The organism is Sphingobacterium sp. 18053, assembly GCF_902706145.1.
Taxonomy (GTDB): domain Bacteria; phylum Bacteroidota; class Bacteroidia; order Sphingobacteriales; family Sphingobacteriaceae; genus Sphingobacterium; species Sphingobacterium paramultivorum.
Window position 1 is genome coordinate 366,525 of the sequence record NZ_CACSJW010000002.1, and the last position, 14,785, is coordinate 381,309.

15 protein-coding genes are annotated in these 14,785 nt (G+C 40.2%); 12 read left to right on the forward strand and 3 right to left on the reverse strand.

Translation table 11 applies throughout. The features are described from left to right. The first annotated feature begins 3 nt into the window (after nt 1-3). Both GVK91_RS05475 and GVK91_RS05480 read left to right on the forward strand, forming a co-directional pair. The gene (locus GVK91_RS05475) at nt 4-882 is read left to right on the forward strand and encodes a rhomboid family intramembrane serine protease (RefSeq protein WP_153844314.1); all 879 of its coding nucleotides are present in this window, start codon (nt 4-6) and stop codon (nt 880-882) included. Continuing rightward, nucleotides 827-1,990: an endonuclease/exonuclease/phosphatase family protein gene (locus GVK91_RS05480; protein WP_227550057.1), complete on the forward strand. Its 1,164-nt coding sequence runs from the start codon at nt 827-829 to the stop codon at nt 1,988-1,990. The genes GVK91_RS05475 and GVK91_RS05480 overlap by 56 nt, the downstream gene beginning before the upstream one ends. Here the strand turns inward: GVK91_RS05480 and GVK91_RS05485 are convergent. After that, on the reverse strand, nt 1,980-3,590 hold the full coding sequence (locus GVK91_RS05485) for a S41 family peptidase (protein ID WP_075994410.1): 1,611 nt from the start codon (nt 3,588-3,590) through the stop codon (nt 1,980-1,982). The genes GVK91_RS05480 and GVK91_RS05485 overlap by 11 nt on opposite strands. Before the next feature lie 311 nt (nt 3,591-3,901). Between GVK91_RS05485 and GVK91_RS05490 the strand changes: the two genes are divergently transcribed. The 5 genes from GVK91_RS05490 to GVK91_RS05510 all read left to right on the forward strand — a co-directional run bounded on the left by GVK91_RS05490 (nt 3,902) and on the right by GVK91_RS05510 (nt 8,771). Then, complete coding sequence (locus GVK91_RS05490; protein WP_075994411.1) at nt 3,902-4,471, forward strand: hypothetical protein; 570 nt, start codon at nt 3,902-3,904, stop codon at nt 4,469-4,471. 130 nt (nt 4,472-4,601) lie between these two features. Then, a complete protein-coding gene (gene fumC / locus GVK91_RS05495; RefSeq protein WP_088163154.1) occupies nt 4,602-5,999 on the forward strand; it encodes a class II fumarate hydratase in 1,398 nt (465 codons plus the stop codon). A 105-nt stretch (nt 6,000-6,104) separates the two neighbouring features. Then, the gene (locus tag GVK91_RS05500; protein ID WP_227550058.1) at nt 6,105-6,536 is read left to right on the forward strand and encodes a fumarate hydratase; all 432 of its coding nucleotides are present in this window, start codon (nt 6,105-6,107) and stop codon (nt 6,534-6,536) included. A gap of 63 nt (nt 6,537-6,599) precedes the next feature. After that, nucleotides 6,600-7,754, forward strand: coding sequence for an MFS transporter (locus GVK91_RS05505; protein WP_075994414.1), 1,155 nt, complete (start codon nt 6,600-6,602; stop codon nt 7,752-7,754). 15 nt (nt 7,755-7,769) lie between these two features. Then, a complete protein-coding gene (locus GVK91_RS05510) occupies nt 7,770-8,771 on the forward strand; it encodes an acyltransferase (RefSeq protein ID WP_159727399.1) in 1,002 nt (333 codons plus the stop codon). A gap of 21 nt (nt 8,772-8,792) precedes the next feature. Here the strand turns inward: GVK91_RS05510 and GVK91_RS05515 are convergent, their stop codons facing one another. Both GVK91_RS05515 and GVK91_RS05520 read right to left on the reverse strand, forming a co-directional pair. Further along, nucleotides 8,793-9,257, reverse strand: coding sequence for a copper resistance protein NlpE (locus tag GVK91_RS05515; RefSeq protein WP_153844317.1), 465 nt, complete (start codon nt 9,255-9,257; stop codon nt 8,793-8,795). A 195-nt stretch (nt 9,258-9,452) separates the two neighbouring features. Continuing rightward, the gene (locus tag GVK91_RS05520; RefSeq protein ID WP_075994416.1) at nt 9,453-9,827 is read right to left on the reverse strand and encodes a DUF3127 domain-containing protein; all 375 of its coding nucleotides are present in this window, start codon (nt 9,825-9,827) and stop codon (nt 9,453-9,455) included. A gap of 77 nt (nt 9,828-9,904) precedes the next feature. Here GVK91_RS05520 and GVK91_RS05525 point away from each other — a divergent pair, with 77 nt between their 5' ends. From GVK91_RS05525 to GVK91_RS05545, 5 genes are all read left to right on the forward strand, one after another. Then, nucleotides 9,905-11,083, forward strand: coding sequence for a class I SAM-dependent RNA methyltransferase (locus tag GVK91_RS05525; protein ID WP_153844545.1), 1,179 nt, complete (start codon nt 9,905-9,907; stop codon nt 11,081-11,083). Then, nucleotides 11,076-11,723 (forward strand): HD domain-containing protein, encoded by a 648-nt coding sequence (locus GVK91_RS05530; RefSeq protein WP_088163158.1) that lies wholly within the window; start codon nt 11,076-11,078, stop codon nt 11,721-11,723. Before GVK91_RS05525 ends, GVK91_RS05530 begins: the two co-directional genes overlap by 8 nt. Before the next feature lie 265 nt (nt 11,724-11,988). Then, nucleotides 11,989-12,756, forward strand: coding sequence for a glycerophosphodiester phosphodiesterase family protein (locus GVK91_RS05535; protein ID WP_153844318.1), 768 nt, complete (start codon nt 11,989-11,991; stop codon nt 12,754-12,756). A gap of 102 nt (nt 12,757-12,858) precedes the next feature. After that, complete coding sequence (locus tag GVK91_RS05540) at nt 12,859-13,695, forward strand: endonuclease/exonuclease/phosphatase family protein (protein ID WP_159727401.1); 837 nt, start codon at nt 12,859-12,861, stop codon at nt 13,693-13,695. A gap of 229 nt (nt 13,696-13,924) precedes the next feature. Next, on the forward strand, nt 13,925-14,743 hold the full coding sequence (locus GVK91_RS05545; protein WP_235032766.1) for a DUF4197 domain-containing protein: 819 nt from the start codon (nt 13,925-13,927) through the stop codon (nt 14,741-14,743). The last annotated feature ends 42 nt before the right edge of the window (nt 14,744-14,785 follow it).

The following is a 14,785-nucleotide window of genomic DNA, read 5'->3' on the forward strand; positions in this document are numbered from 1 at the left end:
GCAATGAATAACATCGGTTTAAAAGATTTTTGGAGACAAACCTATAAAACTGGCTCGCCCGTACCTTTGGTGATCAGTATTCAGGTCTGTTTATTTGTCCTCATTTATTTTTTAGATCTACTCTTCGAATTAAAAATTGTACCACAAAGCTTTTTGGAGCCTATTGTACGCCGGTTGAGTTTACCGAGTAATTTCTCAGCATTTATTGCACAGCCTTGGTCATTAATCACATCGAATTTTGTTTACGTCAAGCTTCTGACCATACTTTTTGATAGTCTTTGGCTCTATTGGGTCGGTCAGATCTTTTTTACCTTCTTAAACAAGCGGCAATTTCTATTTGTTTATATTTCTTCTTGGTTGCTCGGCAGCATTCTTTATATGGGCTTTGGGTCACTTATTCCCGTTTCTGACAGCGTTCAGCTCATGGGTGGCTCTCTTCCCCTGGCAGCGATATTGGCGGCAATTGTCACTTTGGTCCCCAAGTACGAATTACGCTTCCTGCTTATTGGTACTGTTAAGCTAAAATTAGTGGCTATTATTTATTTTGGATTGGAATTCCTTGCCCTTACCATGACCAATCGACCTGCTGCCATTTCATACTTTGCTGTTGTACTCTTCGGAATGGGATTTACTTATGCGCTAAAATCGGGGATGGACTGGTCCACAATTTTTCAGAAAAAACAAAAGAAGCCTGCAAAAATGAAAGTCGTTGTAGGTAACAATATTCCGACAAATCGGAAACATCGTTATGACTTACCCAATCAGGACGAAATCGATGCTATCTTAGATAAAATTTCTGTTTCTGGCTACGACAGTCTAACGAACCATGAAAAAGAAACGCTCTTTAGGGCAAGCAATAGTGGTGACAAGGTTGATGGATAAAAGGACATTTTTAAGAAGAAAACTGGGCTTTATAAGTAAAACAATGTTCCTGGCAAATATGCTTGCGATCGTTGCATTGCTTATGAGCTATTCGGCGACCTTCATTAATCCTAAATCTTTTTGGCCCATTGCATTTATGGGCCTGGGCTACCTTCCAATTCTTCTTATCAATATTGGATTTATCTTTTATTGGCTACTCCGCAAACGGAAAATTGCTCTTTATTCACTCGTAACAATCCTCATTGGATGGCCTTTTTTAACTAAACATTGGAACATTCGCAAAGAGAATGCCCCTGTATCCTCCGAGACACGTACCCTGCGCATCATGACCTTCAATGCTCATTTGTTCAAAAAAGTAAACGATGAGAAAAAAAACTTTAAAGCCGACGTTGTCCGAATTATTGACAGCATATCTCCCGATGTGATCTGCTTTCAGGAATATATTAGCAAGATCAAAGGAAAACATGTGTTCTCCGAAGAATTCAAGGATAAACTGGGCTATGATTATTTTTTCTTTGAGCCTAGTTCTAAAAACGATTACGAGGCTTATGGAATGGCTGTCCTGTCCCGCTTCCCAATCTATGATTCAGGTACCATCAGAGACAACGATTACGGAATCAACCGGATTAGTTATGTAGATATCAAAAAACAGGATACACTGATTCGCATCTATAATATACATCTCCGTTCTTTTGCGCTTCAAAATGAAGACAAGGAATTTATCCAAAATCTGTCCAATAATAATGAATCGGATAATTCGAGGACACGTAAATTGAGCCGCAAACTTAAGAATGCCTTCGAGCTTCGTAGCGAACAGGCGCATTCGTTAAAGAAACATATGAATGAATGTCAATATCCTTATATTGCGGTAGGTGATTTCAATGATACTCCAATGAGTTACTCGGTCAATCTAATTGGAGACGGGCTGTACAATGCATTTAAGGAGAAAGGTAATGGCTGGGGAGTAACCCATCATGCCCTGCTTCCGATATTCCAGATCGATTATATTTTTGCCAGCCAGAAATTTCAGGTGATGAACTATCAGATTGTCAAACAGAAATTGTCGGATCATTATCCTGTATGGTCTGATCTTAAACTTAAACCTTAGGCATTTGATACCCCAACGTTTTAAGACCTATTTCAATAAATTTATCTCTTCGGTTTTTGATTTTGTAATATGCTTCACGACCAAAATAATATCGACCTACCAAGGCCTCGATATCGGATTGAATTAAATCATGTAAGTTTTTTGCTTCTTTGGCTGTGACCGCGATCCGCTTTTGGCTATTAAGATATGAAATGAATAGATCAAATTCTGTTGCTGGCAAGTGATAGCCACTAATAAAATTCTCGATAGAATATGCCGGCAGATGTTTCGTGAAACGATCATAAACAAACTCTTCGATTGCATTGGAATGAAATATCTCGCGGTACTTGGCACTGGTTTCATTGGTGTCAATCGGGATAGTCACGTCCGGAAGAATACCGCCACCACCGAAGACAAGCTTTCCTTTGCTGGTTGTAAACATTTCCTTTTGGCTGAATTCGGTATCCATTGTCCATAGATCGAAGCCTGTCATGTATTTTGCCGCATCAAAATTCGCCCGTGCATATTTTCGCTGAATACATCTTCCAAGCGGTGTATAGTAGCGAGCCACAGTCAGATTGATTGCAGAACCGTCTGAAAAATCAAATTGCTCTTGCACCAAACCTTTGCCATAGGATCTGCGGCCGACAATAGTTGCCCGATCCAAATCCTGAAGAGCACCGCTCAGTATTTCGCTCGCTGATGCTGTGCTTTCATTGATCAGCACAATGACCCGGCCATCACCAAAATCGCCCGCCTTCTCAGAATAGAAATCCTGGCGCAGTTCATTTGCACCCTCGGTATACATCAACAGTCTCTTTTCTTTGAAAAATTGACCAGCCAGATCAATTGCCGTATGTACAAATCCGCCACCATTATTACGTAGGTCCAAAATAAGATCTTGAGCTCCGCTTTTTCGTAAGTCAATGAGTGACTGCCTGAATTCGTCTGCTGTCTTATGTCCAAATCTTCGAATTTTCACATAAGCCGTTTTCGGAGCGATCATATACGATGCATCTAAACTCGAAACATTTACCTGATCACGAATGACTTTTATTGGATTGCCCAATACTACTCCATTGCGTTGAATGGAGATCAATACAGCTGTTCCTTTCTTTCCGCGGATCAGTTTTTCAATTTCGGATTCGGCAACCTTTCTTCCGACAAGATCCTTATTACCGATCTTTAAAATGCGGTCGCCGATACGCATACCTGCTTTCTCAGCGGGACCAGCTGCAACCATCCCAACAACAAGTAGCGTATCTTTCAGGCGAAAGTACTCTACTCCGATACCATCAAATGTTCCCTCAAGCGTTTCCTGCTTTGCTAGCACTTGATTGGGTTTCAAAAAGGTGGAAAAAGGATCCAGGCGGGAAACAACATGCTCAATGGCTTCATCCTGCACGGTGTCTATACTGACATTGTCGACGTAATTCTCGGAAATTAATTGAATGAGATATTGTAATTTATCAGAATTGCCATTGGAGCGCAAACTTGAAAAGGTTGTTTTCTGGTTACTTCCCTGTTCCTCGGCATAATTTTGTCCCAACAGCAAGCCGAGAAGCAATACTGCAGCATATGTAGCGGCTACAAAAATATTTCGTTTAATACTTTTCTGCATGGGAAATCTTCATGAATTACCGAAGATGAGACAAACTATTCAACAATTAATTACTTTATCAAAAATAGCAAGTTTATTCGGTTAAACGAGTTTTTGAACCCATATTTTTACATTAAAAACAAAAAGTTCACGTCATTGTTTTGGTCAGGAAACAAAGCTGTCCATGATTAAAAGTCTTTATCAAAAATCATAACCAAACAGTTCGTAGGAGTGCCAAACATTTAATTTCAATACATGACAATGATCCCTATAATTTAACTTGCAAATTCGCGTAAATTTATCTTAGTTTGAATTGAAAAAGATTCCACTTTATGCACGAAATCGAACCTTATTACAATTGGCGGGACTATTACATTGCCGCTGAAGATGAACAATCCCCATTTTATGGTACAGTCTACAGCGAATTCGATTTTGACAAACAGATCTATAATTTTCTTTTGCACCCACAATGGGATGAATTCGGTTCGCTTACCTTATATCTGAAAATACTGTTTGTAGACTATGAGAAACAGTACTGTATTATCGAACTGATTGGTGAATGGAATGATGCTATCTACAATGACATCATGTTGCTCAAGCGAGAGATTATCGATGTATTGATCAGTCAAGGGATCAAGTATTTTATTCTAATTGGAGAGAATGTACTGAATTTTCATGCTTCAGACGACTCTTACTATGAGGAATGGTTTCAGGATATCGAGGACGGATGGATTGCGGGCATTGGTTTCCGTGAGCATGTTATCGAAGAATTCCAGCAGCAAAATATAGATTATTACATTAATTTCGGTGGTACATTGAACGTGATTCCCTGGCGGACGTTAAAACCGAAACAGGTTTTCCACCATGTGAATGATTCCTTGACAAAACGTCTTGGTTTTTAAAACCTGCTTATTGTGTCTTTATGCTTTAATCCTTGTTCTTTACTGTATTATCCTGTAACTTTGTGAGTGATGTATGATGTGCTTTGCACATATGCTTTTAATTTTTACGTTTTACTTATACTTACATACTATGTCATTCAGAATTGAAAAAGACACAATGGGTGAAGTTCAAGTACCTGCAGACAAATACTGGGGTGCACAAACAGAGCGTTCACGCAACAACTTTAAAATCGGACCGGCAGCTTCAATGCCACACGAAATCGTCGCAGGCTTTGCTTATTTGAAAAAAGCAGCTGCTTATGCTAACCACGAGTTGGGGGTATTACCTGTAGAGAAACGTGATGCGATCGCTACAGTATGTGATGAGATCTTGGCGGGCAAATTGGATGATCAATTTCCATTGGTTATTTGGCAAACGGGCTCGGGTACGCAATCCAATATGAATGTGAATGAGGTTGTAGCAAACCGTGCACAAGTATTGGCTGGACATAAAATCGGTGAAGGTGAACCTGTGTTAAAAGCAAATGATGATGTAAACAAATCACAATCATCTAACGATACTTTCCCTACAGGAATGCATATTGCGGCTTACAAAGCTGTTGCTGAAGTTACCATTCCAGGTGTAGAAAAATTGCGTGACACATTGGCAAAAAAAGCTGAGGAGTTTAAAAGCGTGGTTAAAATTGGCCGTACACACTTAATGGATGCTACTCCGTTGACTCTAGGTCAAGAGATTTCAGGTTATGTCGCTCAATTGAACCATGGTCTGAAAGCTTTAAGAAATACACTTTCGCATTTGTCAGAACTTGCATTGGGAGGTACTGCTGTAGGTACAGGATTAAATACACCAAACGGCTATGACGTTGTCGTTGCTAAATATATCGCTGAATTTACAGGCCTACCTTTCGTAACCGCTGAAAATAAATTTGAAGCATTGGCTGCTCACGACGCAATCGTTGAAACACACGGTGCATTGAAGCAATTGGCTGTTTCATTAAATAAAATTGCAAACGATATCCGTATGTTGGCTTCTGGCCCACGTTCAGGTATCGGTGAAATCTTGATCCCTGAAAACGAACCAGGGTCATCGATTATGCCAGGTAAAGTTAATCCAACGCAATGTGAAGCATTGACAATGGTTGCGGCGCAAGTGATGGGTAATGATGTGGCTATTACGATTGGTGGAACGCAAGGTCACTATGAACTAAACGTGTTCAAACCATTGATGGCCGCAAACTTCTTACAATCTGCTCGCCTATTGGGTGATGCTTGTGTTTCATTTGAAGAGCACTGTGCAGCTGGTATTGAACCGAACTACAAACGCATCAAAGAATTGGTAGACAACTCATTGATGTTAGTAACGGCACTAAACACAAAAATTGGTTACTACAAATCAGCAGAAATCGCGCAAACAGCACATAAAAACGGCACTACGCTTAAAGAAGAAGCGGTACGCTTAGGTTATGTGACTCCTGAAGATTTCGATGCTTGGGTAAAACCAGAAGATATGGTTGGAAGTTTAAAATAAGCTGTGACTTTTATTTCAATAAAAAATATACGAACACAGACATACCTATTGGCACTTGCCATAGGTATGTTTTTCTTTTTTACTGCCTGCAAATTCAATTCGGATATGCAGAACGAAGGCGCTCCCTTTTTACAGGGAGAATGGGTCCAAGACAGTATTCCAGGACAACAGCAGATGATGCAGTATACCTTGACCGATTTCAAGTTTACCTGTGATTCTGTTTACGCGACCATGCACGTCAACAATAAGGTACAAACAATCCCGGATAGCTGTTACAAAAATGGATCCTGGACAGAACATGCAAAAGGTATTTATGTTTTGCGTGGAGACTCCATCATTGTCGATGGTATTTATACCAAAGAGAATGGCAAGCAGAAAATTTCAGGCTGCTATCTTTCCGGACAGTATATCCCCCGCTTTAAAGTCGTTTATCATGCTGCGGATTCGGTGGTACTGGAAAGCAGATTAGATCAACGTCAGATCATCTTAAGAAAGACTAAAAATATTACTTGTGTCCCTCAAAAAAGGTATCAGTAATTTTTAGTACAATCTATTTATTATCTTCGTACCATTATCGTACAACCTCAACCTTAAAATACAATGAACAAAGGAATTATCGCTTTGGCATTTGGCGGACTTGCCATCGGAATGACCGAATTCACGATGATGGGTATCCTGCCTGATATTGCCAAAGATCTTCATATCGAGATCCCTACTGCCGCGCACCTGATTGCACTATACGCACTGGGTGTTGTTGTAGGTGCCCCAACATTAGTCCTATTTACGGGAAAATATCCGCCAAAGAAGGTATTACTTTTTTTAATGTTGCTCTTCTTTATTTTCAACGGTCTATTTAGTATTGCTCCAGGTCAATTTTTGATCAGTCTCTCCCGTTTTATGGCAGGGCTTCCGCATGGTGCATTTTTTGGTGTTGGATCTGTTGTTGCTGCTCGGTTGGCACCAAAGGGAAAAGAAGCCCAGGCTATATCCATTATGTTTACAGGAATGACCATTGCCAATTTGGCTGGAGTACCGCTAGGAACCTACCTCGGCCATCATTATTCTTGGCGTTTGACGTATGGTATCATCAGTGTATTGGGGTTAATCACTTTTGCAGCAATTTATGCTTGGATGCCAAAAATTGAAGCTTCCAAAGGGAATAACATCTTTAGCCAGCTCAACTTCTTCAACAAAAAAATTGCTTGGCTATTAATGGCTATTATCGCCATCGGTACCGGTGGACTTTTTGCCTGGATCAGTTACATCGCTCCTTTAGTGACCAATGTGTCGGGCATCGCTGCAGATCGTGTACCACTGATTATGGTCCTGATCGGTGTCGGTATGTTTTTCGGGAATCTTATTGGCGGAAAATTGGCCGATACAATCTCCCCAACCAAAGCTGCGATCGCTAGTTTTTCCGCCATGGCGCTATGCCTTGTGATGGTTTACTTTATATCGCCATTGGGCTGGACAGCTTATCCTTTGGCATTTATTACTGGACTGGTATCTTTTACCATTGGTTCGCCGACACAACTGATGTTAATCCGCGCTTCAAAAGAAGCTGCAACATTGGCTGCGGCAGGTGGCCAGGCTGCCTTTAACCTCGGCAATACCTTAGGTGCATTTTTAGGTGGAATTCCAATAACGTTGGGTTTAGCTTATAACACACCTTCGCTTGTAGGCGTGGGCATGGCGAGCATTGGCGCACTCCTAACCCTGCTGTATTTGAAAGCCTACGACAGTAAAAGTCAATAAAAACAGCATAATCAAATGGCGCGAACCAGTTATATCAGTGTACTACGTATTGTTGCGATATTCCTCGTTATATTGATTCATTCCTCTTCGGGCTACCTAAACAGCAATGAATTTGAGTCATTCGACTGGAGTTATGCCAATTGGCTCAATAGCTTCTCGCGCTTTGCGGTACCCCTGTTTGTCATTATTTCAGGCGCTCTGCTGCTACAGAAAGATGAAAGTACGGGACAGTTTTATCGGAAACGTCTGTTAAAAATTGTCCCGCCCTTTCTTTTTTGGACGATCGTCTATCTTCTCTATTATTTTATTCGGTACATTGATTTTGACTATATTGGTTTTCCACAAGTTATTAACATCGTGTTAATTCGCTTAAAATCAGGAACGAATGCGCACCTTTGGTATCTATACATGATACTTGGGCTCTACCTCGCAGTTCCTTTCATACGCAAAATTGTTGGCAACTGCAGTAAAAGGGAGCTTGAGATCTTTTTGGGATTGTGGTTTGCAGCGTTATTTTTTACGAATAAATGGTTCAATAGTTACCTACCTAATTTTGACCTGACCTTTTTCTCGGGGTATGCGGGTTACCTTGTCTTGGGGCATTATTTACGTAATTATCCAATCCAAATGGTCAAATTATCAAGTTTTACGTTTTTTCTGATCTGTTGTTTAATTACGGCTTCGGGGACATCGCATTTGAGTGTTTCTCGTGGAGAATTTGACCCGACACTTTACAACTATCTTTCGCCAAATATCGCATTGAGTGCAGGCTTTTTATTCATCTTCGTACAAGGCCTTAAACTCCCAGAACAGCTCAACGCTTTCTGGGAATTTATCGACATTCACAGCTTTGGCATTTACTTATGCCATATTTTATTGCTGAATTATATTCATCCTTTGCTTCCATTATCCACTTTGTGGAAAATCCCGGCAGCAACGGTTCTCACCCTGTTGGCGAGTGCCTTACTGACGTATCTTCTCCGAAAAGTTCCCTACGGTAAATACGTCAGCGGCTAATTCAGTTATCGGAGCTTCGTTTTACAGCTTCTCTCCTTCGACCTTATTGTACACATAGAGATGTGCATTGGGACCATCGATCGCATGGCCTTCCTGATCCAGTCCAATCAGCTTATTTTCGCCGACCTTCAATTTCATATTTGTCTCTTTCCCTGTGAGATGAACAACGGATCCGTTGTCATGCCACATGACTTTGCCAGTATCTTCAACCTTGGTATTTTTATTAATATATTCACTTACGATGGCAAAGGTATTATCATTCTTTAAGGTGATATTGGTTTTGATACCTTCACAATCTGCACAGGGAATAGTAGCTTCATAGGTACCAGCCCAATCCAGTGAGTTTTGTGATGTATGGGCAGTATCTACTGCCGCAGTCTCATGTACTGAAGAATCTGCTGTAGCATGCTGGCTCTCTTTTGAAGTTTGATTGCATGCACTTAGCGAAACGGCTGCTAAGCAAAGAAATAATACGGATAATTTCATATCTATTGTTTTTTGATGTACGACACCGTATAGCAAGCAATTTCAGCGCCAAGAAAAATCAGGTGCCCATGCTGATGCTATGAAAGAAAAAAGGCTTCTTCAAGAAGCCTTTCTATTGTAAATAACCGGATTGTTTACAGTTCAAATAATCTATTGGCTACCGCAAGGGCGATAGTGCATAAAATCCTATTCAGATTAGAATGGTAGATCATCATCATCTGATGAACCAGCCAAATCTACAGGAGCAGGCATATCTGCGTAACCTGGAGAAGATGGTGCTGGAGCAGCATTACCCAATTTTGTTACACGCCATGCTACCAATGAATTGAAATAAGTTGTTACGCCATCTTTATTAGTCCAAGGACGACCACGAAGATTAAAAGATACTTCTACCTCTTCACCAATTGCTAGGTTATCAAAAATTGACGTTCTGTCTTGTGTTGATTCAAAACGGATATACTCAACAAATTGTGGGTTTTCGGCATAAGCTACAATCATATCACGTTTTTTGAATGATTCTGTCACTTGTTGTGTCGCTCCTATCTCGTGTACTTTTCCTCTAATTTCCATAATCAAAAAAATAAATATTAAAGCGTAAAATTAAGCAATTTTTGAGGAAGAGTTTAATTAACTTTGTACAAAATATGATGGAAGTTTTCAACACCCCCAATAAAGTTATTATAACGTGCAATAAGCGCTTATCACCTTATTTGCAACAGGAAGTTAAAGAGTTAGGTTTTGACATTGTCAGGGCATTTCCTACAGGAGTAGAATTAAAGGTCAGTATAAACGATACGATCAAGCTCAATCTGAACCTGCGCACAGCATCTCAGATTTTGTATTCGTTAAAAGAGTTTACGGCCAATAATCCGACGGAGCTCTATGAAGAATTGAGTCAAATCGCATGGGAAGAACTCATTCAATTTGACGGATACTTCTCTGTCAGCTCCAATGTAGACAATGAGACAATCAGCACACCATTATTTGCAAACGTCAAAGTTAAAGATGCAATCGTAGACCGTATCAAGGAAAAAAAGGGTATGCGCCCTAATTCAGGTCCGGACAATAATAAAGCGGTTGTGCACTTGTACTGGAAAGATGACCGTGCTGAAATTTTTCTCGATACCTCAGGTGAAACACTGGCGAAACATGGCTACCGGAAGATCCCGGGAAAAGCGCCAATGTTGGAAGCCCTGGCAGCCTCGACTATTATTGCGTCCAAATGGGATGGTAATTCTCCTTTTGTGAACCCCATGTGTGGATCCGGAACTTTAGCTATTGAGGCAGCTCTGATTGCAACAAACAGAAAACCTGGATTATTACGCATGAACTATTCATTTATGCATTTCATTGGTTATGATGAAACAGTTTTCTTCCAGGAGCGTCGCGTACTTAAAGATCAGATCAATAAAAAAGCGGCTCCGCAAATTATCGCAAGTGATATCTCGGAAGAAGCTATCAACGTCTCCAAGATGAACGCAAGAACTGCTGGTGTAGAGCAATTAATTTCATTTGAAGTATGCGATTTTGCCGAAACACACGTTCCTAAAGAAGGAGGTGTCATTTTATTCAATCCTGAATATGGTGAACGTTTGGGCACACACAGCAAGCTAGAAATTACCTATAAGCGTATGGGAGATTTCATGAAACAGGAATGCAAAGGTTATAGAGGCTATATATTTACTGGAAATCCAGATCTGGCAAAGAAAATCGGGTTGCGCGCATCCCGACGTATAGAATTTTATAATGGTAAATTAGATTGTAGATTATTAGAATACGAATTATACGAGGGTACTCGCGAAAAAACAAAAGTATTGTATGAATAACATTATTGAGCGCACAGTAGCATTTGTGCAAGACCGGTTGAAATTTGCAGAAGCAGGCCACGATTGGTCGCATATTCAACGCGTATGGAACAATACGAAGTTAATTTTAGAAGATGAAGAAGCAGATGTTATGGTGTGCGAATTGGCGGCGCTATTACATGACATCGCTGACAGTAAATTCCATGATGGCGACGAAACAATAGGCCCTCGTGTTGCCGGAGAGTTTTTGGCAAGTCTAGAAATTTCGCCTGAGATCATCGACCATGTCAAGAAAATCATCTTCAACATGTCTTTCAAAGCAAGTTTAGGTGAAGTTTCATTCCATTCAAAAGAGATGGAGATCGTGCAAGATGCTGACCGTCTAGATGCTATTGGCGCAATAGGTATTGCCCGCGCGTTTAGCTTTGGCGGAAACAAAGGCCGTGAGATGTATAATCCCAATGTTCCCGTTCAGGAATATAAGGATAAGGAAGCGTACAAGCATTCGGAAGCTCCTACAATCAATCACTTCTACGAAAAGCTACTATTGTTAAAGAATAAGATGAATACAGAAGCAGCGAAAAGAATCGCAGCGCATCGCCATGATTATATGCTCAGCTTCCTAGATGAGTTCATGGCCGAATGGAACGGTAAAAAATAAATTACACTTAACAATTCCTAAATATAAAAGTGGTACTTTAGATCTTGTACATCGAGATAAAAAGTACCACTTTTTTTGTCTTATGTAAAATCAGCTTTTAAACAGATTTGTAAGAAATGATCCTATCATTAGGGGTCGATTTTTTATCATAAACATCTTAATCGGTAATATAAATGCCCAAAAAGAGAAATAGAATAGGAATAAATCAACGAGTGAAACGTGCAAATTATGCCGTTGAAAACAAACACTCATACATAATTATCACATGAAAAAACATATTTTTAGCTGTCTGACACTAGCCATGGTGATCTCATCTTCGGCATTATTTGCACAAACTAAAGCCATTGCACATCGTGGCGTATGGAAAAACAGCCATCTTCCGCAAAATTCTATTGCTTCTTTAACAGCAGCCCACGACCTTAGGCTCTTCGGATCCGAATTTGATGTGCATTTGACCAAAGATAATATTCTTGTGGTCAACCACGATAATGATTTCTATGGTATCGATATTGCCACAGCAACATACAAGGAGCTCTTAGAAAAGAAGCATCCTAACGGTGAATCTATTCCCACCTTGGAAGAATATCTTAACGCTGGAAAAAAATTGAAAGGTTTACGTCTTATCCTTGAATTGAAAATCAATAAACTCGGCCTAGAGCGTACACTTGAAGCGACAACAAAAACGGTGGAAATGGTTAAAAGCTTGAAAGCAGAGAAAGTCACTGATTATATTTCCTTTAGCTTTGAGGCTTGTCAGAAGATTCACGAACTGGCGCCTAAGGCCAATATTCAATACCTCACAGGTGACAAAACTCCTGCTGAGGTGAAGGCTGCGGGAATAAATGGTTTGGATTATCACTTTTCGGTTTTCAAAAAGAATGCGACATGGCTGAAAGATGCACATCAACTTGGCATGAAAGTGAATGCGTGGACAGTAAACACAGAAGAGGAAATGACCAATCTAATTAATCAGAAAATTGATTTTATTACAACTGACGAACCTGAATTGTTGCTCCGTGTATTAAAGAAATAACAATACCGTTGAAATAGTCATGGTTCCTAATCAGTTGACCACTTATCAGGCCGACTTGATGAGCGTGACCGTTTCAGTACCTTTTTAAAAACTAGATTCTAAATGAAAAAAAGTATTATTCTCGCTTTAGCGCTCTGTCTATCCTTTCTGTCTTATGCACAGGAATTTATTGCAGCCAGCTATAATATCCGTCAAAGAAATACCGTCGATGTTGACAACATGTGGAACGACCGTAAAGTTCCGCTAACCAATCTGATTAAATACCATGGCTTTGATATCTTTGGTATCCAAGAAGGTTTTTTTGATCAGGTTCAAGATCTCAAAAAGCTCCTTCCTGGATTTGATTACGTGGGTGTTGGTCGCGACGATGGTGCACAAGAGGGCGAACACTCAGCTATTTATTACAATACAAATCGCTTTAAAGCAATAAAGAGCGGAACTTTCTGGCTTTCAGCGACAGATACCCAACACCCGAATAAAGGCTGGGATGCAGCGCTACCGCGGATCTGTACCTGGGGTATTTTTGAAGACAAGGCCAACAAAAAACGCTTCATCTTCATGAACACGCACTTTGACCATATCGGCCGTACTGCACGCACCGAGAGTGCCAAGTTGATTCTAGAAAAAGCAAAAGAGTTTGCCAAAGACCTACCTTTGATTTTAACCGGCGACTTCAATGTGGATGAAAAAGATGAGGCTTATTTCACATTAGCCAATAGCAAAGTAGTCACTGACGTACATGAACTGGCAACATTCAAATATGAACCCAATTCTTCCTTCAATGGCTGGGGCAAAAGCATCAAACCAACAGGCCGCATTGATCATATTTTTATTACCAAACCTTTCCAGGTTAAAAAATATGGTATCCTGACGGACACGTATATGAATAAATTCCCCTCAGATCACTTTCCAGTAGCAACGACGCTCTCCTGGAAATAATATCAGGTTAATTACAACAACCCTATAACACAAACAGCAGGTTCGCTTAGAATCTGCTGTTTTATTTTGTGGGACAGCTTTTTATTTACACCGCATCAGGGATAGCGATTCAGCACGCTGTAGCGCATCTGCTACGATTCTTGACAATAGCTATGGTTCCTAGTAATTGCTTTAAACTTTCACATAAATTAACAGTCGATATGTTTAATTTTGACAGCAAAACAATAACATGATGAAATTTCCACTATTATATTGCACACTATTTGTCTCAGGACTACTTTATTCCAATGCAAGCGAAGCACAGATTTTTAAGAAAATCAGTGAAACATTGACAAAAGCAAATCAGGGCCAAACCGACAGTACTAAAACGACCACAGCATCAAATACTAAAGCAACAGCGTCAAAATCCAATACCTTGACGTCTTTATCCAACAAAGATGCTTCATTGGGGATCAAACAGGCTTTAAGCAATGGTTTAAATCTGAGTATCGAATCTTTAGCCAAAAAGGATGGTTTTTTGGGTGATGCGGCAGTAAAGATTTTGATGCCTGCCGAAGCACAGAAAGTAGAAAAAACGCTTCGCGCTGTCGGTATGGGAAAATTATGCGATCAGTTTATACAGAGCATGAACAGAGCTGCTGAGGGAGCCGTTAAAGAGGCTGCCCCCGTATTTGTCAATGCGCTTTCGAAGATGACGATTACAGATGCGACCAATATTCTTCTAGGCAGCAAAGAAGACGCCGCGACAACGTTTTTTAAAACAAATACATCGACAGAGTTAACGAACAAATTTAGTCCTGTTATTAAATCTGCCATGGGTACAAACAATGTGGACCAGTATTGGACACAATTGACCTCAGCTTATAACAACCTTCCATTAGGCAATAAAGTGGAGACAAATCTTACTGCATACGTTACGCAGAAAGCAATAGACGGTCTATTTATCAAAGTTGCCGACCAGGAGTCAAAAATTAGACAGAACATAGGCGGCAGTAGAAATACCAATATTTTACAGAAAGTATTTGGTTACGCAGACGAAAAGAAATAGAGAACGATACACTTAAAAAAGGACCTGTCAACTAGTTGATAG

Bases quoted from the DNA above. Each gene is read 5' to 3' on its own strand.
- GVK91_RS05475 (WP_153844314.1), top strand. From the start codon at position 4: ATGAATAACATCGGTTTAAAAGATTTTTGGAGACAAACCTATAAAACT.
- GVK91_RS05480 (WP_227550057.1), top strand. From the start codon at position 827: ATGAAAAAGAAACGCTCTTTAGGGCAAGCAATAGTGGTGACAAGGTTG.
- GVK91_RS05485 (WP_075994410.1), bottom strand. From the start codon at position 3,590: ATGCAGAAAAGTATTAAACGAAATATTTTTGTAGCCGCTACATATGCT.
- GVK91_RS05490 (WP_075994411.1), top strand. From the start codon at position 3,902: ATGCACGAAATCGAACCTTATTACAATTGGCGGGACTATTACATTGCC.
- fumC (WP_088163154.1), top strand. From the start codon at position 4,602: ATGTCATTCAGAATTGAAAAAGACACAATGGGTGAAGTTCAAGTACCT.
- GVK91_RS05500 (WP_227550058.1), top strand. From the start codon at position 6,105: ATGCAGAACGAAGGCGCTCCCTTTTTACAGGGAGAATGGGTCCAAGAC.
- GVK91_RS05505 (WP_075994414.1), top strand. From the start codon at position 6,600: ATGAACAAAGGAATTATCGCTTTGGCATTTGGCGGACTTGCCATCGGA.
- GVK91_RS05510 (WP_159727399.1), top strand. From the start codon at position 7,770: ATGGCGCGAACCAGTTATATCAGTGTACTACGTATTGTTGCGATATTC.
- GVK91_RS05515 (WP_153844317.1), bottom strand. From the start codon at position 9,257: ATGAAATTATCCGTATTATTTCTTTGCTTAGCAGCCGTTTCGCTAAGT.
- GVK91_RS05520 (WP_075994416.1), bottom strand. From the start codon at position 9,827: ATGGAAATTAGAGGAAAAGTACACGAGATAGGAGCGACACAACAAGTG.
- GVK91_RS05525 (WP_153844545.1), top strand. From the start codon at position 9,905: ATGGAAGTTTTCAACACCCCCAATAAAGTTATTATAACGTGCAATAAG.
- GVK91_RS05530 (WP_088163158.1), top strand. From the start codon at position 11,076: ATGAATAACATTATTGAGCGCACAGTAGCATTTGTGCAAGACCGGTTG.
- GVK91_RS05535 (WP_153844318.1), top strand. From the start codon at position 11,989: ATGAAAAAACATATTTTTAGCTGTCTGACACTAGCCATGGTGATCTCA.
- GVK91_RS05540 (WP_159727401.1), top strand. From the start codon at position 12,859: ATGAAAAAAAGTATTATTCTCGCTTTAGCGCTCTGTCTATCCTTTCTG.
- GVK91_RS05545 (WP_235032766.1), top strand. From the start codon at position 13,925: ATGATGAAATTTCCACTATTATATTGCACACTATTTGTCTCAGGACTA.